The sequence below is a fragment of the Candidatus Gracilibacteria bacterium genome, assembly GCA_041661045.1.
Lineage (GTDB): Bacteria > Patescibacteriota > Gracilibacteria > UBA1369 > 2-02-FULL-48-14 > 2-02-FULL-48-14.
Genome location: JBAZVE010000001.1, coordinates 65,453 through 91,986, shown reverse-complemented (window position 1 = coordinate 91,986; position 26,534 = coordinate 65,453). Strand labels below are relative to the sequence as shown.

At 48.5% G+C, this 26,534-nt stretch carries 23 protein-coding genes, 1 tRNA gene and 1 pseudogene; 12 read left to right on the top strand and 13 right to left on the bottom strand.

Annotated elements, in window-relative coordinates:
* The first annotated feature begins 44 nt into the window (after positions 1–44).
* Entirely contained in the window at positions 45–743 is a 699-nt protein-coding gene (locus WC777_00495) for a VIT1/CCC1 transporter family protein (GenBank protein ID MFA6023685.1), read from the top strand.
* On the opposite strand, the gene WC777_00490 is transcribed toward WC777_00495, so the two are convergent.
* Positions 726–923: a hypothetical protein gene (locus WC777_00490; GenBank protein MFA6023684.1), complete on the bottom strand. Its 198-nt coding sequence runs from the start codon at positions 921–923 to the stop codon at positions 726–728. The genes WC777_00495 and WC777_00490 overlap by 18 nt on opposite strands.
* Before the next feature lie 124 nt (positions 924–1,047).
* On the opposite strand from WC777_00490, the gene WC777_00485 reads away from it, so the two are divergent.
* Positions 1,048–1,122, top strand: a tRNA-Phe gene (locus WC777_00485).
* Between the two features lie 4 nt (positions 1,123–1,126).
* Here WC777_00485 and WC777_00480 read toward each other — a convergent pair.
* The 4 genes from WC777_00480 to WC777_00465 all read right to left on the bottom strand — a co-directional run bounded on the left by WC777_00480 (position 1,127) and on the right by WC777_00465 (position 4,028).
* Positions 1,127–1,549, bottom strand: a complete 423-nt coding sequence (locus WC777_00480; protein ID MFA6023683.1) for a hypothetical protein — start codon at positions 1,547–1,549, stop codon at positions 1,127–1,129.
* Between the two features lie 453 nt (positions 1,550–2,002).
* The gene (locus tag WC777_00475) at positions 2,003–2,731 is read right to left on the bottom strand and encodes a hypothetical protein (protein MFA6023682.1); all 729 of its coding nucleotides are present in this window, start codon (positions 2,729–2,731) and stop codon (positions 2,003–2,005) included.
* Positions 2,671–3,576, bottom strand: a complete 906-nt coding sequence (locus WC777_00470) for an FAD-dependent oxidoreductase (GenBank protein MFA6023681.1) — start codon at positions 3,574–3,576, stop codon at positions 2,671–2,673. Before WC777_00470 ends, WC777_00475 begins: the two co-directional genes overlap by 61 nt.
* On the bottom strand, positions 3,549–4,028 hold the full coding sequence (locus WC777_00465) for a mechanosensitive ion channel domain-containing protein (protein ID MFA6023680.1): 480 nt from the start codon (positions 4,026–4,028) through the stop codon (positions 3,549–3,551). The genes WC777_00470 and WC777_00465 overlap by 28 nt, the downstream gene beginning before the upstream one ends.
* 23 nt (positions 4,029–4,051) lie before the next feature.
* On the opposite strand from WC777_00465, the gene WC777_00460 reads away from it, so the two are divergent.
* Positions 4,052–4,360, top strand: coding sequence for a hypothetical protein (locus WC777_00460; GenBank protein MFA6023679.1), 309 nt, complete (start codon positions 4,052–4,054; stop codon positions 4,358–4,360).
* 1 nt (position 4,361) lies between these two features.
* Positions 4,362–5,456, top strand: a complete 1,095-nt coding sequence (ychF, locus tag WC777_00455; GenBank protein ID MFA6023678.1) for a redox-regulated ATPase YchF — start codon at positions 4,362–4,364, stop codon at positions 5,454–5,456.
* Here the strand turns inward: ychF and WC777_00450 are convergent.
* Positions 5,431–7,452, bottom strand: coding sequence for a RelA/SpoT family protein (locus WC777_00450; GenBank protein MFA6023677.1), 2,022 nt, complete (start codon positions 7,450–7,452; stop codon positions 5,431–5,433). The two genes, ychF and WC777_00450, sit on opposite strands and share 26 nt — an antisense overlap.
* A gap of 61 nt (positions 7,453–7,513) precedes the next feature.
* Between WC777_00450 and mnmA the strand changes: the two genes are divergently transcribed.
* Positions 7,514–8,620: a tRNA 2-thiouridine(34) synthase MnmA gene (mnmA, locus tag WC777_00445; GenBank protein MFA6023676.1), complete on the top strand. Its 1,107-nt coding sequence runs from the start codon at positions 7,514–7,516 to the stop codon at positions 8,618–8,620.
* A gap of 3 nt (positions 8,621–8,623) precedes the next feature.
* Positions 8,624–9,451: a sortase gene (locus WC777_00440; GenBank protein ID MFA6023675.1), complete on the top strand. Its 828-nt coding sequence runs from the start codon at positions 8,624–8,626 to the stop codon at positions 9,449–9,451.
* Here the strand turns inward: WC777_00440 and WC777_00435 are convergent.
* From WC777_00435 to WC777_00425, 3 genes are all read right to left on the bottom strand, one after another.
* Positions 9,448–9,972 (bottom strand): hypothetical protein, encoded by a 525-nt coding sequence (locus tag WC777_00435; protein ID MFA6023674.1) that lies wholly within the window; start codon positions 9,970–9,972, stop codon positions 9,448–9,450. The genes WC777_00440 and WC777_00435 overlap by 4 nt on opposite strands.
* Before the next feature lie 99 nt (positions 9,973–10,071).
* Complete coding sequence (locus WC777_00430) at positions 10,072–11,640, bottom strand: hypothetical protein (GenBank protein MFA6023673.1); 1,569 nt, start codon at positions 11,638–11,640, stop codon at positions 10,072–10,074.
* A 3-nt stretch (positions 11,641–11,643) separates the two neighbouring features.
* Positions 11,644–12,036, bottom strand: coding sequence for a hypothetical protein (locus tag WC777_00425; GenBank protein ID MFA6023672.1), 393 nt, complete (start codon positions 12,034–12,036; stop codon positions 11,644–11,646).
* A 51-nt stretch (positions 12,037–12,087) separates the two neighbouring features.
* On the opposite strand from WC777_00425, the gene ligA reads away from it, so the two are divergent.
* Positions 12,088–14,079, top strand: coding sequence for an NAD-dependent DNA ligase LigA (gene ligA / locus WC777_00420; GenBank protein MFA6023671.1), 1,992 nt, complete (start codon positions 12,088–12,090; stop codon positions 14,077–14,079).
* Here ligA and WC777_00415 read toward each other — a convergent pair.
* The 3 genes from WC777_00415 to WC777_00405 form a co-directional block, all read right to left on the bottom strand.
* On the bottom strand, positions 14,060–14,248 hold the full coding sequence (locus tag WC777_00415; GenBank protein MFA6023670.1) for a hypothetical protein: 189 nt from the start codon (positions 14,246–14,248) through the stop codon (positions 14,060–14,062). The two genes, ligA and WC777_00415, sit on opposite strands and share 20 nt — an antisense overlap.
* A 35-nt stretch (positions 14,249–14,283) precedes the next feature.
* Positions 14,284–16,584, bottom strand: coding sequence for a DNA polymerase III subunit gamma/tau (gene dnaX, locus WC777_00410; GenBank protein MFA6023669.1), 2,301 nt, complete (start codon positions 16,582–16,584; stop codon positions 14,284–14,286).
* A 66-nt stretch (positions 16,585–16,650) separates the two neighbouring features.
* On the bottom strand, positions 16,651–17,754 hold the full coding sequence (locus tag WC777_00405) for a glycosyltransferase (GenBank protein ID MFA6023668.1): 1,104 nt from the start codon (positions 17,752–17,754) through the stop codon (positions 16,651–16,653).
* A gap of 44 nt (positions 17,755–17,798) precedes the next feature.
* On the opposite strand from WC777_00405, the gene WC777_00400 reads away from it, so the two are divergent.
* On the top strand, positions 17,799–18,116 hold the full coding sequence (locus tag WC777_00400) for a hypothetical protein (GenBank protein MFA6023667.1): 318 nt from the start codon (positions 17,799–17,801) through the stop codon (positions 18,114–18,116).
* A gap of 511 nt (positions 18,117–18,627) precedes the next feature.
* Here the strand turns inward: WC777_00400 and WC777_00395 are convergent.
* Positions 18,628–19,488, bottom strand: a complete 861-nt coding sequence (locus WC777_00395; GenBank protein MFA6023666.1) for a ComF family protein — start codon at positions 19,486–19,488, stop codon at positions 18,628–18,630.
* A gap of 112 nt (positions 19,489–19,600) precedes the next feature.
* Between WC777_00395 and WC777_00390 the strand changes: the two are divergent.
* The 4 genes and pseudogenes from WC777_00390 (at position 19,601) to WC777_00375 (ending at position 25,568) form a co-directional block, all read left to right on the top strand.
* Positions 19,601–20,020 (top strand): annotated as a pseudogene (locus WC777_00390) (NUDIX domain-containing protein).
* Between the two features lie 46 nt (positions 20,021–20,066).
* Positions 20,067–23,144, top strand: coding sequence for a UvrD-helicase domain-containing protein (locus WC777_00385; protein MFA6023665.1), 3,078 nt, complete (start codon positions 20,067–20,069; stop codon positions 23,142–23,144).
* A 68-nt stretch (positions 23,145–23,212) separates the two neighbouring features.
* The gene (locus WC777_00380) at positions 23,213–24,865 is read left to right on the top strand and encodes a hypothetical protein (GenBank protein MFA6023664.1); all 1,653 of its coding nucleotides are present in this window, start codon (positions 23,213–23,215) and stop codon (positions 24,863–24,865) included.
* A gap of 10 nt (positions 24,866–24,875) precedes the next feature.
* Positions 24,876–25,568: a hypothetical protein gene (locus WC777_00375; protein MFA6023663.1), complete on the top strand. Its 693-nt coding sequence runs from the start codon at positions 24,876–24,878 to the stop codon at positions 25,566–25,568.
* Positions 25,569–26,534 lie beyond the last annotated feature (966 nt).

Here is a 26,534-nt window from a genome sequence, read left to right as displayed (position 1 = left end):
GCGTAAAAACAGGAGTATTGTAATAGATGCAATAAGCCAACGCTATGAAAAAAAATCATTACAACTGGTTCCCGGACTTCGTTTATGGGGGAATCGACGGTGCCGTAACCACTTTTGCCGTGGTGGCGGGGGTGGTGGGGGCCGAGCTCTCTACACCTGTTATTTTGATCCTTGGTTTTGCAAATCTGCTTGCGGATGGCTTCTCGATGGCCACAGGAAAATATTTGAGCGACAAATCAGAACTGGACCGTATTCACTCCATAAAACTGGACGAAATGCAGTCTATTTTGGAAAAACCTCATGAAGAACGCGAAGAAATTCGGGAAATCTTCCGTAAATTCGGATTCAAAGGAGAAGATTTGAATAGGGCGGAAACAGTGATCACCAGCAACCCCAAAACCTGGCTCAAAATCATGCTGAACCATGAATTCAATGTGATTGAGGAGAACATCAACCCGTTAAAAGGCGCCTTTTCCACTTTCATGGCCTTCATCGTCATCGGGCTCATCCCCCTTTTGGGCTACTCATTTCAAAGCGTTGTGGGAGGAGACGGGAAGAATATTTTTCTTGGAACCTGTTTGAGCACGCTCCTGGCCCTGTTTTTTGTGGGTACGGTTAAATCCCGATTCAGCAACCGTCACTGGCTTGCAACCGGTATGGAGACAGCCTTAATGGGCGGTACGGCCGCAGCCATCGCTTACCTTGTGGGAGACCTGCTCGGAAAACTATTTGGCGTTAACTAAAGCCTTGGTTCCACCCTTCTTAACAGGTTTAGCCTTGTGCTCAGTGCGCTTTCGAAGCGTAGGACAATACTTCATACGAGTCATGTCCTTTATTTTTTCTCGTTGAGCCCAACCTGATCCATTGATCATTCGGGTTTCCTGGCAGATCCAGACATACGGAGTTGATTTACCTTTTGCCATAATTGTTTAGTCGAAAGCTGGAGGAGTATAAAACGACTTTTTAAGAACTGCAAGCTTATTTTTCGTTGCGCTGTCCAAAGAAATCAGTAAACTAGCCCTCAGCAGACTCAAAGGTCTGCCGAGTGCCGCGGTAGCTCAGTGGTAGAGCAGAGGATTGAAAATCCTCGTGTCGATGGTTCAATTCCGTCTCGCGGCACCACTTATTAAGTCCCCCAAATGGCTCCATCCAAAGCATCTAAACTGTCAGCTAAATTTTTTTGATGGAGAGCTGCACTTTCTGGAGAATACATATCAGTTTTAGGAACCCGCATACTTAGTTCTTCCTCAAGACCTTGTTCTAAAGAATCAAGAAAAGCTAAAACCCCTGAAAATCTTATTTCGTGCGGGGCCAGCCTCAGTGTCTTCCATTCCTCTTTTCGATGAGCAAAGGATGGTGGCAGTAAATTGATTAAAGTGCTCACCAAATCTAAACATTCAGAGTCAAATGTTCGGACACTAGGCAACCTATTTTTAACCTGCTTTACCGTAGATATGGCTACGGAGTATTCGTGTCCAATACTAGATCTAGATGCAAAAAAATCAGGACTGTGCCGGTTGGCCTCTCCCGGCAAAAATTCTGGATCCATATAAACTCTCCGGACTGCTCCTTTAATCCCCCATTGTCTCTCAGTGAGTCCTCTGTCGTTAGCCACCTCCCACCAGAGAGTATTCAAGTCTTTAAGGGTTTCAGTTAAATCTGGACGGGCACCCAAGTTGTAAGCGGCCATCACATCATCCAGGAAAACCCTGATCTCGGGAAGAGAGCTTCGATCAAGAGCCCTCCATTGTGTGTGTAGAGTAGAGACTCCAACAGAAGTATGGCAGTGGAGTTCAGTCATTAACTCACCGCCAATCGCTTCGAAATAGCTTGCGGCGTTGCTTGAGTTAACATCCTGAGAAAACCAATGAATCACGGACGCTAAACGCCGATGATACCGCTCAGAGTCTTCTTTTCTATGATCTATACTCATCTTTAATCCTTAATGAATAAGTAGTGATTGTAAATCCTTTTTCAAAATAGTCAAAGCAATGATTTCATTTTAAGAGATCTTCCACCACCCCAAACAAGTGACTGAGGCTGACGGAGGAGTGGTGAGGTGGCCTTCTGCAATACCCATACGGTATTCACCTGGGGAATAACCCAACTCCGCAATCCATCCACGCATGTTTTTTGCATTCCCTTCATCTGGCACACCATTCATCCATCTCTCAGTGGCAAGGACCTTTCAAAACACAAACGCCTTATTTAAGCCAAAAATCGAGGCTAAAAGTCCGCCCGGGCGGACTGTGAAGACGGTGCGCGCACACAGCTCACATGCCAAAAGCCCTCCTCATAAAAATTTAAAGCTTTGCACCATGGCTTCAATTTCTTCACCGATCTCCCGGTAAGTGATTCGGTAGAAATAGCCATTGTAGTCGGTGTAAATCACTCGACTGCTGCCATTCACCTCCACAAAAGGAATTTCGGTGGCGTCGGCATCGTAAAGTAAACTGATGTGGCCGTCTTCGGTAATGCCTCGGGCACCACCGGGTTCATAAAAATCTCCGGCAGTGGTGAATGCAAAAGCTTCTTGGCCCGCAAAAGTGGTGGCACCGGCGTTCGTGATCCCCTCATTGTCTTCCGCAGCTTTTTCGCCATAGGCCATGGCGCTCATGCCGAGGTCATTTTTGTAAGGTTGGACGCTGAGCACGGTCGCACCGCTTGCATTTAAAACAGTGAGAGTGGAGAGAGCATCGGCGGGGATTTCATTGATACAGTAAGCATTCATACAAGTGGAATAATCTTCAGGAAAACTCAGGGCAAAACGGTAGTATTCATTTTCATAATTTTCCCAGGTGGAAGTGTCCACTGTGGCGGAAGGAGCACAGCCCGTCAAAAACAGAGCGGCCGTGAATAGTGTAAAAAGAAATTTCATTTTAAGGGGGTAAATTGTTCTAAATGGAGATCCGTTTTCTGAAGCCCTTTGCTGTCCATCATTTCTTTCACACTCTTCACCATATCTCCATTCCCACAAATATACACTTGAACATTCTCAATATTGAGTTCAGCCAAATGCTCAGTGACGCGGCCTTTTTCACCGGTCCAAGCCTCAGAGGGCTGGGAGAGGGTCACCAAAGCTTTAAAGTTGTGGTGTTCTTTTTCCCATTTGCGCAATTCATCGATATAAAACAAATCCTCTTCATGGCGCACACCAAAATAAAGGGTGATGGGCCATGTCCAGCCCTGTGCAAAAAGCGTGGGGAGCATGCTCATAAAAGGCGCGAGACCCGTGCCGGTGGCCACCATCACAATATCTTTGGGGGAATCCGCCAATACAAAGTGACCAAAAGAACCCATAAACGAGGCGGTCTGTCCAATTTCAAGGCTCTTCAAATACTGAGAGGCTTTGCCATCCGGCAAAATTTTAACGCAAAAAGAAAATCCTTTTTTAAAGTCGGGGGAACTGGAAACGGAATAGGCACGAGTGATTTTCTTCTCGCCATCCGGGACCTCAATCATAAAAAATTGCCCAGCCTTAAAATCCACAGGCTCCTCCAGAAATTCAAAATCAAATTGAAAGGTGTCTTGGTTAAGAGCCAGAACTTTTACAAGTTGTGCGGTGAATTTTTTCATTGTTTTTTTTCAATAATCCCATTGACCAGCAGTTTGTTTGGGATGATAAGAATTTTCTTATCCGCGGTTTCCAAAATACTGCTACGGAAACCCATTTTAAGGACCTTGCCTTCTTCGCTACCCGTGAGGCGAATAGTGTCCCCCACGGCGAAAGTTTTTTCGGCAAGCAAAGTGATGGAACTAAAAATATTTTCCAAAGTGCTTTGAAGCCCCAGAGCCACCGCGAGCCCTCCAATTCCAAGCCCCGCAATGAGGGAGGTGACATCGAAGCCCAAATTACTCAAAATAAGCAGGAGGGCAAAAGACCAAATGAGGAAACTGCGGAAGGGTCGAAGGAAGGGGACTTTTCTAAATCTCAGTACGCGATTGGCCAGCACCGCCACCACCAAAACCAGGAGTACAAGCAAGACTTTGGGCAAATAATCGGCAAAAGCGGCGATTGTGAAGTTCATGCTTTTACTCTAGCATAGAGTTTATGGACACCCAACGCATTCTTGAACTGAATCCCGAAAGTTTTGTACTGCTGGTGCGCCAGCTCCGGCGCTTCCACGATGACGCGGATCTCTTTGAAGTGGATCTGGACAATATGCGGGTGAAGGGAGACCTCCGCGTGATACAAAATTCTTTCGACAAACCCATTATTGGGCGCACCCGTACCCTGGACATGGCCAAACGCGCAGCCAAAGCAAGTCTGCCCTTTGTAAAAATTCCAAAGGATTTGGAGCTGGACGCGGAGTTCACAACTCTGGTAAAAAACAAGGGCACCACCTTGCTTTACATCTAATATGAATCTTCAAATCGCCATCGTCGGCCTGCCCAATGTGGGGAAATCCACTCTGTTCAATGCCCTCACGCGCAGTCAGGCGGCCCAAGCGGCCAACTACCCTTTTTGCACCATTGATCCCAATGTGGGAGTGGTGGAAGTGCCGGATGAACGATTGGCCGCGCTCAAGGAAGTGACGCACACACAAAAAGTCATCCCCGCCATTGTGGAATTCGTGGATATCGCCGGTTTGGTGAAGGGCGCGAGCCAAGGGGAGGGACTCGGGAATCAGTTTCTTTCTCACATTCGTGAATGCAATGCCATCGCCCAAGTGGTGCGCTATTTTAAAGATGGAAATGTGACGCATGTGCACGACAGTGTGGACCCCAAAAGAGACCGCGAAATCATAGAATCGGAACTCATTTTGGCAGACCTTCAAACACTGGAAAAACGCATGATCAAATCCGCCAGTGAGGCCCGTGGCGGTGCAAAAGAAAAAGTGGCTGTCCACGCCATTTTGGAAAAAATTAAGCCCGAGTTGGAGTCCGGAAAATTGGCGATTCAAATCGATTTAACAGAAGAAGAAAAGGAGCTCATTCGCGATTTGCACCTCATCACCATGAAACCTCAAATGGTGATTGTGAACACGGGAGAGGAGGAGGTGGCCACGATTAAGGAGAGTGAACTGCGTGAGCTTTTGGGCTTGGCGCCGCAAACCAAAATCATTCCCATTTCCGCAAAAGTGGAGGCCGATTTGGTGAGCTTTACCCCTGAAGAAGCGCAAAGTTACTTGAAAGAACTCGGGCTCGAAGAAACGGGGCTTCGGCACATCATTCGTGAGGCCTATGATCTTTTGGGACTACAAACTTATTTCACGGCGGGCGAAAAAGAAGTGCGCGCATGGACGGTAAAAAAAGGAGCAACGGCACCTCAAGCAGCGGGAGTGATTCACACCGATTTTGAAAAAGGATTTATTCGTGCCGAGGTGATCAATTGGAAAGATTTTGTGGACTGCCAAGGGGAGGCAAAAGCTCGAGAAAAAGGCCTTCTGCGCTTAGAGGGGAAGGAATATCTTGTGAAAGACGGAGATGTTATGCATTTTCGGTTTTCGTCGTAACCATAGGATCCTCCTGGGCACGAGCAATAGTAATGACTCCATCGACTTTACGAATCGCCTGCATGGCGACTTCATATTGGCGGAAATTTAAGATTTCAAGAACAAAACCAACGCGTGCGATCTCGGCCTCATGCCGTGGGAGCGATTGCACCGTGACAATGTTCACTCCCGCATTGGCCAGTTCATTACAAAGGTCTCGTAAAAGTCCAATGCGGTTGGTGCCATCCACGGTGATGCAAATATTGTGAACTTTTTCCGGCTTGAGCGCGCCCAATTTTCTCTGAGGGACTTGATCGTAAAGACGAATATCCACAGGCGCGCATGCCTCACCGAACAATTCTTTTTCGGTAAAGAGCACATGAATCAGATCTTGGACATGTACCGTCCCATGCCCAATTTCATAAAGCAGATCTTCCCATTCTTCCATCTCAAAATGTTCCAGAGCCATGATTTTTTGTAGACTGCTGACGCTGGCAAGTCCGGGGAAGCCCAAAATGCGGATTTTGTGATCCAGCAATTCCTCAGCCTGATGCAAAACAGAAGTTCGATCTCTTTCTTTAAGATATTCACGAATGCGAGTCCGCGCCAAATTGGTGTGAACGGTCTCAAGCCAGTCCACCTGAGGGCCCTCGGCCGATTCAGAAGTGTGGATGAGAACCGTGTCCCCGCTTTTGAGAGGAGCACTGAGGGGGTGGGGACGGCCATTGATATCGGCAGAAACCGCGAGCATCCCCACATCACTATGGATTTGATAGGCAAAATCCAGAACCGTTGAGCCCACGGGGAGGTCAATCACATCCCCCTTTGGAGTAAAGACAAAAATACGGTCCTCAAAAACATCCAGTTTTAAATGTTCAAGGAATTGTTTGTTGCTGGAGATGCTTCGCTGCAAATCCAAAATTTGTTTCACCCATTCATATTTCTTTTCAAATTTCTTTTTTACTTGGGCCTGTTTCTTGTGAGCCGCAGAATAAAAATAATGAGCCGCGATTCCATATTCGTTTTCAAGATGCATATCATAAGTTCGGATTTGAAACTCAGTAATCACTCCGCCTATTCCAAAAACCGTGGTGTGAATGCTTTGGTATCCGTTGGATTTTGGGATGGCAATATAATCCTTAAGGCGCCCGATTTTTGGGGTAAAACTTTGATGCAAAATTCCAAGTACTTGGTAACACGCGCCAATGTCCGGGACTAAAACACGAATGCCGAGCAAATCATAGATTTCATGAAAACTTTTTCCCGTTCGCAACATTTTACGATAAATGCTGTAGAGGTTTTTTTGGCGGCCCTTCACATCAAAGTCCATGATTTTCTTCGATTCCAAAAGGGTCTCCACTTTCCTCAAGGTTTTTTTAAGGACATTTGCTTTTTGCATCGCAGAACTCTTCACAAGTTGGTCAATCTCCGCATATTCCTTTGGAGCAAGCACGCGGAAACAGTGATCCTCCAGTTGATTTTTGAGTTCCCAGATGCCGAGCAGGTTGGCGATGGGCACAAAGATTTCCAAAGTCTCCCGTGCGATGCGTTCTCGTTTGAGGGGATTGGGGATGGCATCGATGGTTTGCATATTGTGGAGACGATCCGCCAGCTTCACCAAAATAATGCGGGGATCTTTTGCCGAGTGTAAAAACAGTTTTTTGAGGGAGTCGATTTGCCGTTCCTCCATATCGTTGCGGTAATGCACTTTAGAAAGTTTGGTGATCCCATCCACCAAAAATTCCACTTTGGGGCCAAACGCGGCTTCAATCTCTTCAAGAGTGGCTGAAGTGTCCTCAGGCACATCATGGAGCAAACAGGCGATCAAAGTGTCTTCATCCACATGGAGTTCAGTCAAAATGACAGCCGCTGAAACAGGGTGAGTGATGTAGGGGGCTCCATCTTTTCGCAACTGCCCCTCATGGGCTTTTTTCGCAAATTCATAGGCACGGAGAACCCTAGGCTCATTGAGGTCCGGAAGATATTTTTTGGCGGCAGTGAGGACGGATGTAATCATAGCCAGTTGACTAGACTGATTTCCCATTTTATATTAACAAAGCCCTTTGGGCAAGAATTTTATGAAGTCAAAAGGAAAAATATTGCTTGGCATGTCCGGCGGGCTCGATTCATCCGTGACGGCCGCGCTTTTAAAAGAGCAGGGCTACGAGTGCATTGGAGTGTACATGAATTTGTGGGCCGATCCCGTTGTATTCGACCTGGAGGATCGGAAAAAATTCCCACAAAACAAATGCTGCTCCATTGGCTCACTCATGTTTGCCAGGTCTATTTGTCAGAAATTGGGCATGCCTTTTTACAGCATCAATTTTGAAGAAACCTTCAAGGGCGCCGTTGTGGACTTTTTCTTGGAGGGGTTCAAGGAGGGGGAGACCCCAAATCCCTGCGTACGCTGCAACAAAACGGTAAAATTTGGAGAACTCTTCAAGAAAATGGAAGAACTGGGCTGCGACTATTTGGCCACCGGTCATTACGCCAAACTCATTACAGATGAGGAAGGAGAAGTCCACCTGCACCGTGGAAAAGACGCAGCGAAGGACCAGACTTACTTTTTATATAACCTCAGCCAAGACAAACTCAAAAAAATTAAATTTCCATTGGGAGATTTCACCAAGCCGGAGGTGAGGGAACTTGCCAAGAAATTTGGACTCACCGAGTTGGAGAACAAACGCGAAAGCCAAGGGGTTTGTTTTTATCCTGAAAAAACATATGTCGAATTTTTAAAACGACACTTGAAGCCCGGCAAAGATTTTAAGCCGGGGAAGATCAAAGATGCCACTGGGAAAGAAGTGGGAGAGCACCAAGGTCTTCCTTTTTACACCGTTGGCCAGCGCAAAGGGATAGGGGTGGGCGGTGGACCTGCTTTATTCGTAAACAAAATGGACACCATTAAAAATGTGCTCATTGTGGGGAAAGAGGAAGACATTTTAAGCACGGAAATCCCTGTACGAGACTTCAACTTTCTTTCCGGAAAAGCTCCGGAAGAAGATGAGATTTTTGATGCAAGAGTGAGAAGCTTGGGCCATTTCAGCAAGGCCAGGCTCATAAAAACGGAGGCTGGCACCAAAGTTCATTTTTTGCAGCCCGAGCGCGCCGTGATGCCGGGCCAGTCCGTGGTGCTTTATAGAGGAACAGAACTGGTTGGAGGAGGCATAATGTGCTATAATTAGAGCGTGAATCCACACCCATCCTTCTCGGACCTCATTTCCCGCTTGGCCTTCCAAGTGGACCGGAAAATTCTTGCTTTGGAGGAAGAATCCTTTGTGCGACTGGATCTTTCGGCTCACGAAGCCGTTTTTTGGCCCAGAACCATGGGCAGATTTGCTTTTTTAGGTACCGTGAAGCAGTTCGCATTCACGGCCCTTGCCATCTTTGTGCTGCTTTTCAGTATTACCAATGCACCCGCGTATGCAAAAATGATTATGGCCAGCCTGCAAGGGCCCATCGCCCAAAAAATGGAAGAGGCGGCCACCCCGGAACTTGCGGTGCTCCCCATCTCCGGCGCAGACGATCAACTGTTGGCTCTGAGCCTCACGCCCACGAGTTACGATAATCGTCTGCAAGTGCCTTCACTTCAAATCAATGCTCCCATTGTGGAGCCGCAACTGGGCCTGGACGCTTTGGAGGCTAAGGATTGGAACGCATTGGAAGATCAAATTCGTGGAAGTCTCTTGACCGGAATCGCCCATTACCCGGGGACCGCCGAGCCCGGAAAAATGGGGAATGCTTTTTACACCGGACACAGTTCCAATGTGCTTTGGGAGTTCAGCCCCTACAACACGGTTTTCGCCCTTTTGCCCAAAATAGAAGTGGGTGCGGACATCTTCATCACGCATGAGCAAGAAGAGTTCCACTACAGAGTGGTCTCCAAAAAAGAAGTGAGCCCCACGGACACCAGTATTCTAAAACAAGGCGACCAAAAAAACCTCACCCTCATGACCTGCACCCCCGTGGGCACGGCCCTCAAGCGCTTGGTGGTGACGGCCGAACTGATCGACTAAACCTGAGGAGTTGCCCCGGCGCCCGCGCTGCCCGCGGATCCCGTATCTTCCTCCAGCTTTTTCAGGATGTCCTCTTCCGCCTCCGCCTCTGCCGCCTCGTGGCTGGCCTCTTCCGCTTTCAAAGTCTCTCGCTCTTGCTTCTTTTGGAACACATCCCATTCCTCCACATGTTTTTTATTGAGCTTGGCCAATTCTTCTTGATATTGATCGTCCAGTTTGGACAACTGAGTCACTTCTTCACTCAAAATATTTTTAAGTCGATTGATTTGGTCCGGCGTCATGATCGGCAAAATCTGGAACCAATAATCTCGCTCTTCATTGGACATCGATTCTGTTTTTTTGATCAGTTCAATCAGCTCCGGATATTTATCCTGAACCACCTGAGGAATCGTGAACTGTCCCTGCTGAGCCGCTCCCTGTCCCGCAGCTTGCTGCGCAGAAGCCCCGGTTGGCGGGGGTGGAGGAGGTGGAGGAGTTCCACCAGTGGAAGAACCGTTATTGTTTGGCGTGATTGGATCCATAACGGTGACAGTATAGAATCATTTTTCTCTGCACGCAAAAGAAAGTCCGCCCGGGCGGACTCAAACAACACCTTTATGGCTCAAGAAAGCCACTTTAACTTACTGAGCAGGAGGTGCTTCAGGGGCCGGAGTCTCACCCTCGGCAGCAGGAGCACTTGCTTCAGCCGGAGTTTCACCTTCTGCAGCTGGAACCTCGGCAGCCGGAGTCTCACCTTCTGCAGCTGGAACCTCGGCAGCTGGCAGCGCATTTTTCACCAAGGCGGCGTTCCCTCCAACACCGAAGAACTCTATAATTTTAGTGTCGGGAGTGGCCCCGGCCGCTATCATGGCATCGAGGAAAGCCGCCATTTTGATGTCTTTTGCCTCCACCAGAGGCTTGGGAAGAGGATCGCGGAGATTGGTCACGGTGGTCTCCGGATATATATCTGCAAAGGCCGCATTCATGGCTTTTTCATCCTTACCAAAAGCGGCTTCAAAAACCGGCACCATGGTTTCGGGGATGGGCCGTGCCTCGGGCACTTTCTCCCACTTGATGATGGTGCGCATTTGTCCGGCTTTTTTACCCGTTGTTCGAGCTTCTTGAGTGATCACCATGCCGGCATCTGCAAAGAGCTTATCTTTTTGATCCTGAGTCAAAAGTTGAGTCCACTTGGGCTCTCCGCCAAAAACCAAAGCAAGTTTCAAAAGGCCAATTTTCATAGTCCACTCAAAGCCCTCGAGCATATTGGCATCTTTATCCGGTTTCCCATCCAGAAGACTCAGGGTTAAGCTGTGAGCAACCTGGGCGGCAGCACCATTCAACACTTCTTTCTTGAGCGCCGCTTTTTCTTCATCGGTAAGGGGCTCTTCGCTTGTCTCCGTGCCTTCGGTGGGTGGTGCAGTCTCATCAGAATCAGCTGGAGGGGTCTCACCTGGAGCAGGCGGTGTACCCTCGGGCGGCGGTGTGCCTTCGGCAGGAGCAGCAGGGGCAGACTCCGTACTCGCGGTACCCTCTGCAGCGGAATCCAAACTCTCCAGGTCTTCAGTCAACTGTTGATCGGCCTTTGCGCTTTCCTCTTTCTCAACGCGCAGGGCCTCTGCCTTTGTAGCCAATTCGGCGGCCTGTCTCTGGCGAGTATCCAAAAGGACTTCATTTTTACCCCCGTCTGTTTTTCGTTCCAAGTCTTTCTTCGCTGCCTTAATGTCATCCGCAAGATTGGCGGCCCTTTCAAGGTCATTTGGGTTTTGAGAGCTCCGAAGAGGGGCCAATTCAGCTTCCCATTTTGCAATATTGTCAGTAAGAGTTTTGATCTCAGCCCGGGCGGCCTCAGCCTCTTTTCCCTCAGCGATCATTTGATCTTGCACTTCTGCAATCCGGGCATCCGCTTTTTCATCGGGCTGCTTCAAAATTTCCGCGCGTTTTTCGGTGAGGTCATCTCGGCGGTCCGCCCAATCTTTGCGCTTCCTCAGGTTTTGTTTGTCCGGAGCTTTCGCCACATCGTCAGTGATCTTTTTCTGCAAGTTTGTGATCTTAATATTCAAATCCCCCACCAACTCCGACTTTTCCAATCGAGTCAGTTGTTTGCCCTCTTTTTCAGCAATTTTTCGCAAAAGCGCATCGGCTTCTCGGAGGTCTTTATCCACCGGTTCACTTGAGGGATTTTCTGAAGGTTGGTTTGTTGAGGCCATAATCTAAATTATAAAAATATCACCGGCTTCTTCCAGGCGTTTTTTGGAGACCAAAAGCGTGCCCACCAGGCTTTGAACGGCCGTACTGGGCTCGGGGTTGAGTTTCATCAAATTCACAATTTCACGGATGGCGGTCAGCATCGATGGGGTGCTTTGATCGGCCTTGGCCTTGAGTTCGGGAGAAAGGGCTTCATAAACCGCGGCATTGAGCAGAGAACTGGGGGAGTAGAGCTGAATTGTTCCAGCCTCCACCTTAGCCAAAATATCCGTCAAAAAGGTCTGTTCCTCGCTGGTCCAGGAATCCGCTTTTGGAGCTTGATTCAGCATAGTTTGGACCTCGGGAGGGGTCGCGAGGTTGTCGGTCTTGGGGTCGTACAGTGGGTTCAGGTCTGCCATAAGTGGAATTTAATCTGTATATTATAGCAAAGATTCGGTAAATTTACAACCATGAACAAAGGGGAAGCCAAAATTCGGATGGAACAACTGAGGAAGGAGATTTTGCAGAGGAATTATGAATATTTTGTGTTGGATGAGTCTCAGGTTTCGGAAGCGGTGCGAGACTCCCTCAAAAAAGAATTGATTCAATTGGAGACGGAATTTCCGGATTTGGTGACCGAAGATTCGCCCACAAGGCGGGTGGGCAGCATGCTTTCGGGAAAATTTCCAAAAGTGCAGCACAAGAGTCGAAAATGGAGTTTGGCGGATGTTTTTTCTTTGGAAGAATTGCAAGATTGGGAGCAGCGAGTGGAAAAAGCGGTTGGGCACTGTGAATTTGTGACTGAGTTGAAATTGGATGGCCTCAACATCACGCTTTGGTACGAGAAAGGGAAATTGGTCAAAGCGCTGACGCGGGGCAACGGAGGAGAAGGCGAAGAGGTGACGCATACCATTCGAACCATTAAAACCGTGCCACTCACTCTATTTGAAGAAGTGGATTTGGAGGTTTCGGGCGAGGTGATTTTGCCCAAAGCCAGTTTTGCAAAGATGGAAGGTTTTGCCAACGCAAGGAACGCCGCCGCCGGGACGGTACGGCAGTTGGACCCCGCGGTGGCGGCGGCGCGAGACTTGCATATGTTTTGTTACGAATTGGGAGCAAACAATTTAGGCGAAATCCCGACGCAATTCGAAGTTCTGGAACGGCTCAAAAAACTGGGTCTCCCCGTCAACGCCAATTGCGCCGTGCATCAATCGGCGGAGGCCAGCATCGCATACCTGGAAAAGTGGCAAGCAGACCGTGAATCCTTGCCCTATGAAATCGATGGAGTGGTGTTTAAGGTGAACGAAAAAAGGAAACAAGAACTACTGGGTTTCACTGCAAAGTCCCCACGCTTCGCGGTGGCATACAAATTTCCGGCCATGCAAACCACCACTGTGTTGGAAGGCATCACCATTCAAATTGGAAGAACCGGTGCCGCCACTCCCGTGGCCGAGCTCCGGCCGGTTTCGGTGGCGGGCTCCACCGTCTCGCGAGCAACACTACACAATGAAGAGGAAATTGAACGAAAGGATATTCGTATTGGAGACACCGTCGTCATCCAAAAAGCCGGCGATGTGATCCCGGAAGTGGTGGAAGTGCTGAGCAACTTGCGGCCTCCCGATGCGGAGGTGTTTGTTTTCCCAAAACTTTGCCCGTCGTGCGAAAGCATTTTGGTGAAGCCCGAGGGGGAGGCCGTGCGCCGCTGCCCAAATGCAGAATGTCCTGCTCGCAAACGGGAAATTTTCCATCACTTTGTTTCTCGCGGCGCGCTCGACATCGAATCCCTCGGAGAAAAAGTAGTGGATCAACTCATTGAATTCGGTTTTGTAAAAGATTTTGCGGACTTCTTTTTGCTCACCAAAGAACACCTGCTGGAACTCCCTCTGTTTAAAGAAAAAAAAGCGCAAAATATTTTGGAGGCGATTACAGCTCGTCGCACGGTCCCACTTCAAAAATTCCTCTACGGCCTCGGCATCCGTTTTGTGGGTGAACAAGTAGCCAAACTTTTGGCGGAATATTTACATGCTTCCTCCAATGCCTCGGCCCCAAGCCCCGCACTCATTCTTGAACAACTCAAGACTTCTCCCCAAGAGGATTTGGAAAAGATTGAAGGTTTTGGTGAACGCATTGCGGGAAGCATCGCGGAGTGGATTGCCATTCCTGTACATCAACACCTGCTCACAAAACTTCAAAGCACCGGTCTTGAACTCATTTGGCCCGCTCAAAAAGAAGTGGTGGAAGGAGTGAATGGAAAATCTTTCGTCATCACGGGGACACTCTCCCGTCCAAGAGAAGAATTCAAAACCATGATTGAGCGCAGTGGCGGCTCCGTGACCGGCTCTGTCAGCAAAAAAACAGACTTCGTTCTTGCCGGTGAAGAAGCCGGCAGCAAACTAGAAAAAGCTCAAGAACTGGGCGTCCGCGTCCTAAGCGAGCAGGCATTTATGAAGTTTTTTGAATAGCCCGTTTCACCGCCGCAACAAGACGGAATGAGCCGCAGAAGACAAAGAGTTGAGGCTCCACTTCAGCCTCCAGCCACTTGAAAATATCTTCAATCTTTTTCTCCTCCATTTCGGCAGGCTTAGCGCCGGCTCGGTCATCTTGAATGGGGACCCAAACGCTTCGGGCCAAGGGGAAAAGTCTCCATAAATCGGCAGGCTTGTCTTTTAAAATGTGGACAGCAAAATGCGGCTCCACAAGGCCTCGCTCCCAAGTGAACTCCTGCAAACGGCCCAGAAAATACTCGATGCTGTCGTAAGTGTGAGCGCCCTCCAAAATCACCGTGTGTTTGCCAAAAGGCAGGATTTCAAAGCGTCCCGGAATCACAAGTTTGGAAAGCTCTTCATGAATCACACTGTCCATACTAAAGCCCAAAAGCTCCGCCGCCATCACGGCGAGTCCGGCACTTTCGGGATGATGCAAACCCAGGTCGTAAGAGCCGGCAATCAAAACGGCCAGCCCCTCTGTTTTAAGAATTTCAAAAACTTCCTCCGGCTGAGTGGGGACCGTGAGTAGAGGCACTCCCGGCATACAAATACCCAATTTATTGTGCACGATTTTTTCAATGGAATCCCCCAATTCAGCCGTGTGTTCCAACTCAATATGCGTGAGCAAACACAAGCTTTTTTGAGCGATCATATTGGTGGCGTCATCACGGCCGCCCAATCCACATTCCAAAACAACAAATTCACATCGTTTCTCCTGGAACCACAGCAACGCCGCGAGCGTTTGTTCTTCAAAAGGAGAAAGCTCAGAATCAAGCTCACGGATTCGATTAAAAATGTTCTGTAAATCCAGCGTTGAAATGGGCTGTCCATTGATTCGAATTTCATCCTCCACTCCAAACAAAGCGGGAGAAGTGAAAAGCCCCGTTTTTTTGCCATGCAGCTCAAGAGTTTTGGCAAGCAAATGGGCGGCAGTTCCCTTGCCCTTGGACCCCGTAATGTGAATCACACTGGCGTCGAGTCCGCCAAGCGCCAAATGGATTTTCCTGAGTTGATCGATAGAGGTCATCATGGCAAAGGTTCTTCCACAGTATCCCAGCCAATATCTTGGGAGTCCAGTGCCGGAGCACCGACGGCGGCAGCGCTCATCACGGAAGGAGTCAAAATTTCCTCAAGCTCAAGATGCAATTTCACTTCCTGTCCAAGAACAGTTTTGAGTGCATTCTCAATCTCCACAAGAGCCTCCGGATGCTCCACTTTACTCAAATGAAACTTTGTAGAAAAAATAAAAGTCAGTTTTTCACCTTCAATATTTTTCAATTGTCCCGTTTGAAAGGAAGCGCGTATTGCAGGATTCGAAATGCTGCTGATGACTTTGGGGAGTTGTTTACGAAGCGCATCCAAATGCACCAAACCTTCGGGCCGTTTCTCTTGAGTAAAAGCCGGGCTTGCACTCGGCTTCGCCGTCAACGGGGCCTGCACGGTCTCTATTTTTTGCACCACTTCCTTCCCCTGAACCGCTCGCAAAACGGCAATTTCCAAAGGCAGAGTGGCAATGCTGGCCCGTTTGAGTTTCACCCACGCATCATCAAAGAGTTCCGCCCAATCCAAAAGTTTGGGAAGCACGCCCTGCTTTTTTTCAGCCACAGCGCTGTGAATTTTGCCTCGTAAATAAGACAAAAAACTGGTGGTGAATTGCTGCAAATCGTAACCCTCTTGGTACAGATTCTCAATCACCCGCAGGCCTCTCTCGGAATCCGCACTGCCCAAGGCAGAGTACAGCTCTTCACACGATTGATGATCGGTGAGGCCCAGCCTTTGTCGTACGCGCGCTTCGGTCACCTTCTCCCCGCCAAACTGCTCAAAAAGCGAAATCGCATCACGCATTCCTCCCTCCGCGCGCTTGGCCAAAAGCTCCAAAGCCGCCGGCTCAAACTCCATTTTCTCTTTCGCCGCAATCCACTCCAGCCGCGCCACAATCTCCCGCTCCGAAATCCGTTTAAAATCATAGCGTTGGCAGCGCGACAAAATAGTCTCCGGAATTTTATGCAATTCCGTGGTCGCCAAAATAAAAACAATGTGGGAGGGGGGTTCTTCCAAGCTCTTGAGCAGGGCGTTGAACGCCTCCTTGGTGAGCATGTGAACCTCATCAATAATATAGACTTTGGTCTTGGCATGTGTGGGTGCAAAACGAATTTTCTCCCGCAAATCCCGAATCTCATCAATTCCCCGATTGGACGCCGCATCAATCTCCACCAAATCCACCAAATCCCCCCTGGCATTGATTTTACAAATCTCGCATTCACCGCACGCCTCTCCCGTATCCAGCCGTTTTTCACATTGAATAGCCTTGGCAATCAATCGCGCCGTGGTGGTTTTACCCGTTCCCCTTGGCCCGGAAAACAGATACGCATGCACCAAACGATTCTGCTTCAGCGCCTCCAGCAGCGTGGTTCGAATAGCGCTCTGCCCCTGCAGATCCCCAAAGCTTTGCGGCCGATATTTTCGGTAGAGAGCAGTCATAAAATGCTTACAGAGAGCCAATCATACACCAACTCCACAAATGTGCCAGAAATTCTTGAGGCTTGCTTAAATTCACTTCTCCCCCGCCCCCTCAATCACCGCCTTCATGGCTTTTTGGAAGTTCTTTTCGCTAAATTGTTGGGCGTGTTTGGCAATCGTTTCGGCGTCGTAGTCTTTTTCGTTGATGAGGAGTTGGGTGAGGCCCCCTTCCATGCTCTCCACGGTCTGCTCGTCAAAGAATTGGCCGGTAACGCCCTCAATCATGGTTTCAACGAGGCCGCCCTTGCGCAGAGCCAATACGGGTTTCCCGCAGGCCATGGCCTCCACGGGGGCGATGCCAAAATCCTCCTCACCGGGGAAAATAAAGGCGCGGCAATTTTCCATGTATTCCTTCACCACTTCGTCCTCTTTGTAACCCAAAAAGTCGATATGTGGGCCGGCCAGTCGGCGCAAACGAGTTTCATCATTCCCCTGTCCAATAATCACTAGCCGTTTGCCGAGTTTATTAAAGACTTCAATGGCCAAATCGATGCGCTTGTACGGCGTCAACGAAGACACCATCAAAAAGTAGCCTTCGTGCTTGGGGTGGGGGGCGAACCGCTCTGTATTCACCGGAGGGGTGATGATCTGCGACTCTTTGCGATAATATTTTTGGATACGGTTTTGCACGGTTTTGGAGTTGGCGATGTGTATATCCACGCGGTCCGCGGCAAGGAAATCCCAAATGCGCACCTTATGCAGTAAACGGCTGACCACGGCCTCGCCAAGGAGCCCGAGTTTTTGATCCCGCAAATACTGATGCGTGTAGTCCCAGGCGTAACGCATGGGGGAATGGGTGTAACAAATGTGCGTAGTTTCCAAATTAGTGATGATGCCGTGGGCATAAGCATTGCTGCTGCTCACCACGATGTCGTAACCGCTAAAATCAAAATCCTCAATGGCCCCGGGCATAAAAGGAAACATCAGTTTGTGCATGCCGGGAATGAAGCGCGGCCATTTTTGTAATTTTGAAGTGATCACGCGGTTTCGCGGAAAAACCTCACCGACCGCGGCCTCATCATAAAGCAGCGTGTACACGGGTGCGTCCGGATACATATCCATCAAGGATTTAAGCACCCGCTCGGCACCACCGAGTCTCAAAAGGAAATCGTGAACAAAGGCAATTTTCATTGTGAAGAGTGTAGCGAAGAATCACGGAATTCAAAAGCCAGAGCGTGAGCTGCTTTTTTCCACGAGAATTTTTTGAGCTGCTCACGGCTTTGCGCACGCAAAGATTCCCTCAAGGGCTCATCCTCCAAAATGCGCATCATTTGCTCAGCAAAATCTTTGGCGTGTCCCGGATCGGCGAACAAGGCGGCCTCGCCCGCCACTTCTCGCAGGGGAGGGATGTCAGAGGCAATCACCAGGCAGCCGGCATCAAAAGCCTGCAACACGGGAAGCCCAAAGCCTTCCTCCCGTGAGGGGTAAATGAAGCAAGTGGCACTGTGAAAAAGGCAAGAGGCCTCATGATCCGAGAGGTAGCCCGGAACTAGAACACTTTCCTTGACGCCCAAAGTTTCAATTTTTTTAAACAACTCCTCGGAGCCATTACCCATGCTGCCCGCCAAAACCAAGCGGCCTTTTTGATACATTTTTTGCACCAAGGTCCAAGCTTCCACCAAGACCAAAAGGTTCTTTTTCTCCTCCAAGCGTCCGATGAAAAAGAAAAGGGCTTCGGTGGGAGAAAGTCCAAAACGGTGGCGAAACCGTTTGAGTGCCGCGGCATCGGGTTTAGGCAAAGGAGTAACTCCGTGGGGGATCACAACGATGTTCTCAGGTTCCGCTTTGTAAAGGCTGACCAAGTCGAACTTCACGGATTCCGTTGGCACAATAATTTTTTCCGCATGGTGGAGGGCTCGCTTGGTGCTCCATCGCAAATACTTTCGGTTCAGCATCCCATACGACTCGGGAATTTTTTCATACGCAATGTCATGGATGGTAACAAAACTTTTCCGGGGCGCAAAAAAAGGCAATACATGGGCCGGCACAAAAAGCATGTCGGGCTTATGCAAAAGCATTTCAAGGCTCAAGCGAAACAGTGTCCACAGTCGCCACGCCCGTAATCGCTTCTGCAATTTTCGTGGAAATCGGGAGATCCAAGCCGGCGTGTACAGTCTCACTTCAAAATCAGGAATTTCCTTCAGTAGAGCTGAAATGATTTCGGTGCTGTACTGCTCCACGCCCGTAGGTTTGCTTTGAGTGCTGCGTGAAGCATCAATCCCGAGCACCAATTTTCTTTTTTTCACGATCGGCCAGGGTTAATGCAAATACTTTTTTGGCTCCCGCTGCCCGAAGCACCTCAGCGCAGGCCAGCAGAGTGGAACCGGTCGTTACTATATCATCCACGAGCACAATTGGATACTCCTCCATGCATCCGGACACCATTTTAAACGCCCCCTCCATATTTTCAATCCGTCCGCTCCGATCTCTGATTTTGGCTTGAGACCCGGTGTCTTTGCACCGTTCCAGCATCGGCACCATCACGGTGCCAAAATCCCGGGCAAGCCATCGCGCCAAAAGCTCGGCTTGATTGTAGCCCCGTTCGAGCAGCCGCCCCTTGTAGAGAGGAACCGGTACAAAAACGGCCCCTTCAAAATTGTGGAGCAGCCGAAGCGCTTCCTTCATCCACGGCACAAAAATTCGAAACAAATCCGCTTGATGAGAGTATTTAAAGGGGTGAACCAAGCGGCCAATAATGGACTTTTCCTCGTAATAAACCGCGCTGCAAACCTGGAGTCCCTCCAAATCCCGCAAGTGTGGAGCAAACTCAACTTTGTTAAAACACCGCGTACACAGAGCCTCACTCAAAAAACCGCAATCAACGCAGGGAGAGGGAAAGAAAACTTTGAGTAGAAAACGCCACATAAGCCCAGTCTAACGATATTTTTCTGACATTTTCCTGAAATTTTCCTGACAAACGGTTTTCGAGAATTTTCACTCGCACCAAGCCCCTTTTCGTGCTACCCTCAAGACAATTATGGAAACCCATCCTCAGCCTAGAAGAAGACCTTTTCGCCGTCACTCGGTTCATGAAAAATCGTGTGGTGTGATTTTGTATCAAGCCCTGGAGAAGGAGCGGAGTTTTTTGCTTCTGCATTACCCGGGGGGGCATTGGGATTTCCCAAAAGGCCATGTGGAGAAACGAGATGTCGATGAGCACGCCACAGCCCTTCGTGAACTGGAAGAGGAGACCGGAATCAAAGAGGTTATTTTCAGCCCATCGTATCGAGAGTCGATGTACTACGAGTTCAATCGAGGGCCCAAAGAACTGGTCAAAAAAATAGTGGTGTACTTTTTGGCAAAAACAGAGGAAAGCAGCGTAAAGATTTCTTTTGAGCACAAAAACTTTCAATGGCTGCCTTATCAGGAGGCCCTGGACCGGCTCACTTATGAGAACGCAAAAGACCTGTTGAGAAAAGCCCAGCAGCATTTAAACGCCAACGATGACTTTTGAAGAAGCTTATGAACACTTGAATCCCGAACAGAAAGAAGCGGTGGACCATATTGAAGGACCGACCATGGTTTTGGCGGGTCCGGGAACAGGGAAGACTCAAATGATTGCGCTGCGCATTGCTCAGATCCTAAAGAAAACACAGGCTTCGCCACACAATATTTTGTGTCTCTCATTCACAGAAGTGGGGGCGGTTGCCATGCGGAAACGCCTCATCGAAATCATCGGGGAAACGGCTTATGGAGTGCGGATTCATACCTTTCACTCTTTTTGTAATGAGGTGATCCAGGACTTTCCAACCGAGTTTTTATTTGCTCGAGAACTCGCTCTGCTGACGGAGCTGGAAAGAATCCAAATCTTCCGAGAACTCTTGGATGAACTCAGCCCAAATTCTCCACTTAGTCCTTTTGGAGATTCCTATTTTTACTTGAAAGACATCGACAGAGCCATTAAAGATCTCAAGCGGGAAAATCTTTCACCGGAGGCTTTGAATAGGGAGGTGGAGGCCCTGCAAAAAACAATGGAAGAGCATCAGGAAGCCATCAGCGCATTTGTTGCCATCAATGGGGGACAACTCAAAGAAGAGGAATTTGAGGCGATCAAAGCCGGGCTCGGAGGCACGATTTTTGCCTCCGCCTTGCAAGGAGATTCCACCGATAAAAAACAACGCACCGCAATGAAAGGGGAACTGAAGGCCGCGCTGGAGCTCTGGCAAAAAGAACTGCCCAAGCAACGCGTCTTGGTGGAACTCTATACGGCGTATCAAAACCTGCTGCGCGGCCGTGGCCGTTACGATTTTGAAGACATGATTGCCTTTGTCATCGCCAAGTTCAAAGAGAATCCAAGCCTTCTGGCGCACTACCAAGAGCAGTTCCAATATATTTTAGTGGACGAATATCAAGACACCAACAGTGCCCAAAACGAAGTGGTGCGCATGCTGGGAGACTTTTTCGAAAGCCCGAATATCTTTGTGGTGGGGGATGATAAACAGTCCATTTATCGTTTTCAGGGAGCTTCTTTGGAGAACCTGCTCTTGTTCTACAACTTGTACAAAAAGAACATTCAGGTGGTGTCCCTCAGAGAGAATTACCGCAGTCAACAAACAGTGCTGGATGCCGCTCAATCCCTCATTCGTCACAGCGAACAATCTCTGGCCGGCCTCCTGCAAGAAAAAAGTGAAACACTGCACGCCAACGCCCCTCATCCTGCGGAGCTCGTACGGGTGGCGGAATTGGAAACTCCGGCAAGCGAGCGCTACTTTTTGGCACGAGAGGTGGAGGCCCTCATCCAAGCGGGCACGGCCCCGCAAGAAATCGCTATTTTGTATCGCAACAACCGTGAAGCGGAAGACTTGGCCGATCTTTTTTTACGGATGAAAATCCCTTTTCAAATCAACTCCGGCCGAGACCTTTTGACGGATAAAGAAATCCAAAAACTGCTCATGCTCCTTCGCTTTGTGGCCAACTTGGAAGATGAGTCTCAGCTCTTCACCATCCTTCATTTCGACTTGTGGAATTTTGACTCTCTCGACATCGCAAAACTCAGCCGTCAGGCCTACTCCTCCCGTACAAGTTTTTTGGAAATCATGCGAGCGTCACCCGTTTTTTCCGCCTTCACGGAGCAACTGTTGAATTGGAATAAGAAAAGCTTCAACCTCACTCTTTTGGAGTTTTTTGATCTCATGCTCAAGGAATCCAGATTCTTGGATGCCATTCTCAAAAAAGAAAATCAACTGGAGCACCTCAATCGCCTCAACACTCTTTTTGACGAGCTCAAACAGTGGAATGCCGCGCATCCTCAAATGCTGCTCGCCGATTTTATTGCGTACTTGGATTTGCTCAAAGAAAACGGTCTCATCATCAAGGAGAAAGAACTCATCACCCAGAAAAATGCAGTGCGACTCATGACGGCTCACGGGTCCAAGGGGCTTGAATTTGAACGGGTTTTCATCATGAATTTCACCGATAAACATTGGGGAAATCTTTCTTCTCGCAGCAAGCTCAAGCTTCCTCCCACACTTTTAAAAATACCGGCCTCTTCCGAAAAAGATGAAGAGGAACGGCGCCTTTTCTTCGTCGCACTCACCCGTGCAAAAAAATCCGTAACACTCTCTTATCCCAAAACGAATGCGCAGGGCCGTCCCGTTTTGCCCTCACTCTTTTTGCATGAAATCGACCCCGTTTTCAAACAAAATATCGCCACGGCGGAAGTCGAAGATCTCGCACTCTCGCACCTTAAAACACTTTTTCTGAGTCCAAAACCGGATCACTCCGAAGACCATAAAAACTACATCAAAAGTCTGGTCCAAAACTTTGTACTCAGCGTCACACACCTCAACAATTATCTTCGTTGTCCCCGCTTATTTTATTACAACACCGTGCTCCGGGTACCTTCCATAAAAAACAAACACGCCGCTTTTGGAACCGCCATTCACGAAGCGCTCAAAGATCTTTTAGTGGAAGTCAAAAAAGGGGAGGCTCCTTCAAAAGAATTCATGGTGAAGCAATTTCAAAAACACCTGGAAAGGGAAATCCTTTCCAAACAAGACTTCAAATCCTGCCTGGAACTCGGTCAAAAAACACTGGGGGAGTATTATGATTTTTACCGCGACTCTTTTCACCCCGCCGTTCTTTTGGAATATGATTTTAGGCCTCATGGAGTGCACCTCAATGGCATTCCCATCACCGGGAAAGTGGACAAAATTGAGCTCAAGGAAGGGTCCGAGCACCCGGCCCACATTGTGGATTATAAAACCGGGAATCCCGATAGAAAAAAAGAGGAACTGGGGCCACAAGGCGAATACCGCCGTCAAATTATTTTTTACAAACTGCTCTGCGACAACTCCAAAAAATTCCCTTACTCCATGAAGAGTGGTGAAATCGACTTTGTCCAAAAAAACAAGGCCGGCGAATTTGTCCGCTCCACCATTCTTGTCACACCGCAAGAGGAAGAGGATCTCAAAACCCTCATCACCTCCGTCTACCAAGACATTCAAGATCTTCGTTTCTTAAACACCGACGACTTCGAAGTCTGTGGCAAATGCGAATGGTGTGTCCGTGAGCTTTCTTAAATCCGGCCCCTATTGACATTTTTATAGAAATGATGAAGAATAACAGGCGCTAAATCACCCCCGTCATTATGGGACCAAGCACAAAACCAAGCAGACTGGATAGTCTCTTTGATCGAGCGAACAGAGAATTATCTGCAGGGGAGCAAACAATAATTTCAGACGGGAGACTCAGCCCAGAAGAAGATACGGGAGACATTATTCCCTTTGGATCTCAAGAGGAGGACATAAGTGACCATGTAACAGACTTATCCAGTCCAATTGTGAGGGTAGGATTTCACCACCCTACAACAGGAAGTGCCCAAGGAGACGAGGCAGGAGCAGCCGAGGCAGAAGCAGTCTTGAGCAGAATTAGGGAAGGGGTTACTGTTTTAGATGGAGGACAGCCCACGAGAGGAAAGAATGGAGAAGTAGTCTCCGTAGATGTCCTCGGAGATTTAATGAGAAAACTTTCTGATTTAATTGTAAGCATAGCGGAGAAGGAAGAGGAAGAAGCCTTCCCGCCAATTCTACCTCCTGTCTTTGCAAGGCTCCAGGCTCAAAAGGACTATCTTGTTGAAGAAATTAAAGCATTAGATCCAGATTTTTCCGAAAGGAGGAAAATTCAAGCCAGCTCTCCCTCGGGGAGCCTATCGGTAGTAGAAGAGTTTGAGAAAACATTATCAGAGTTAGACCTTCCCGCCAATGTTCAAGAAGAACCCACTCGCCTTTCAAGTAACAGCAGAGTAAGAAGGTGGGCCCCCAACTTGGCAGTGCTTGGTGCGATTCTTTCAGTTTTCCTTGCATCAAAAGAAAAAGCTCCAGCTCCGGAAGCCGCACCCGCCACCGTCACCGCACACGCCTCCTCCTCCACACCAGCTCCGGAAGCAGCACCCGCCCCAGCAACCGCTAGCCCAGCCGCACAAACCCTCTGGGAAAGAGTTTCCACTCAAGTTGCTCAAGACAGCACCCTCACCCCTCATCAAAAAGCCTCAGTGGAGGCAAGCGCCACAAACGAACTCAATGCCAGCCTCTATTCAGGTGATTCTTGGCAAGTTTTGCAAGGGGAGTGGCAGGAGGATGCCTACCCCTTGGTGCTCAATAAACTGGAAACATGGGGAGGCTACCAAGATGTATTGGATAGTCTAGAAAAAGCACCGGCATCTGTAGACACCATCTCGGAAGCCTTGGCTCACCTGGTTGACGACCCAAATATTGCAGATGGCACGGCCCGTTTACTCGCAGAAAATATAGCTTCAATACAAGACCCACGAATTTCTGCAGATGCAGAAAAAGCACAAAATCGCGCGGCCTCCGTGCCGCAAGAAAAAATTCAAGAAAAAGTAGCAGACCTCAAGCAAAACCCCCCGCCCAGCCCGGCTCATTTCGACTATCCTGCGGATCAAGTGGGTCCAGCGGATCTCTACGATGCTCCGGATGCTCAAGGCACCAAAGCCCCCATCAATCTCCACGAACTCCATTCCTTTCAAAAAGGCCCACGATTTGGAAGCTTAAGCACACCAGAAGAAATGGGCCTCACCAGCGATCAGGATGCACCTACACCGCAATTCGTGGCCCCATTCACCGCCGCCGAAGAAGAATTCTTTAAGCAAGGCGACGCCATGAACGCCGCCGCTGAAGTCGCAAAAGCAATGCCGGCACCAGAACCAAAACCTTCATTCTTTGGAAAAGCCAAAGCCGCCCTCTCCAGCATCACCAGCTGGGGAAAGAGATTGTTTGCTTAATACTCCTTTTATGGAAACTCCACCTTTTTTAAAGGCTCTTGCACTTGCGGGTACCCTTGGGGCATGCCGCGCGAAAACTCCGGAGATGTTGTGCCACGATCAAGAGAACGGGATGGTGGAGTTGGTCGATATTCCCGGTGGGGGAAGGGTAAATGCGCCCGCCGGACCTATTAATGAACAAATCCCACTAAGAGAGGTTTTTGATGCTTATGGACCTGAAGTTAGGGTAGAAGTAGAAGAAGCCCTTACGGGAGAGATCCCCTACGATGGGACCGTGGCAACGCTCATTGCCAATATTCATGATCTTGCAAAGGATAGCCTTGGAGAAAGCAAGGGGGAGAATGAGGATACGGGCGGAGAGGAGGAATTGGATGAGGGTGCTATAGCCCCTCAAATTTTTGAGAATGAAATAAAAATAGGCGAAGATCTGTGGTGCCGAATTGAACAAGAAGTATTCAACGCTGTCCCTTATGAATACGATGCCTTGAGCAAAGTTTCCATGGATCCAAACTGCTGTCCCCGTGCTTATAGTCTTCTCGCACTCCTCGATGGAGAAAGGGTTTTTCTTGACACCATGGATGCCGAAAACCTTGGGCGCACCGAATTAGCCCGCTGGTCCACCATGGACACTCAACTAAAGGAAAAAATAAGCTATGTAAGTCTACTGACTGATCGCTGCAATGAGTTGGGAATTGAGGACTAAGCTAAAATACGAAAATCTTTAGGTGAATTGGTGGGCTAAAAGGATGATTCTAGAACTATTAAAAATGAAATAAGTAAATTTCTCTCGATTCATCTAAAATATTGATTCTCCACATAAATATGTTATAATATAAATATGAATGTGGATCAAGCAGACGAAAACGGACTTATAGATTGGGCACTGGCCGATCTCAATCAATATGAAGGGACTGACCCCAGAAAACTAGATTCTGTTCTAGATCATATCTTGGGATATTCAAGCATAAGAGAAACAACTCCACGTGGAAATTGGCTGGAAACTTTGGAAGTAAAACTTATTAGGAATGGTGCGTCTCCCGCAAATGCAGGAAAGGTCGCGAATTCACCTGTTACGAGGGAGGCTTTTCGCCAAAGTGGAGAGCGCCTACTCACAAGAATAAAAGGGGAATTGGAGTCTCTGCCTCTAAACTTCCTTTTACATCTACGAGAACCATTCCCTACTGATGGCCCATCTTTCAAAACACTATGCGAAAAAGTAAGTGAAAATGCTGCTTCGCTTGCACAAGCAATCATCGATAAGCTTGGGGACACTATTAAAATCACTGCAATCCGCGAAAAAACACATTTTGAATCAGCCCTTAGAACTGGCGGATTTGATCATCCAGACAGAATTTCCTCGGGTATAGCATCTTATAAAAAAGCTTCAATCGAATCAGGGGCAAAGCCTGATCAAGATTTAATAGAGCAAGGACTGAAAGAAGCTACTCATAAAGCAATAAGCTCCTTAGTAGAAAAACCGGTAAATAGAAACGATTTCTATGAGAATTGGGTCGCCAAAACCTATGACAGACCTAAAACATATGGCTACGGCACTGAACCTGACACGATAGATGTTCAACAAGGTATTTTCTGTGTACCTTATAAGGTTTTACTTCAACTCCTTCGGTATTATGCCAGTTTTGAGGATCCAGTGCCTCAATTAACGAAA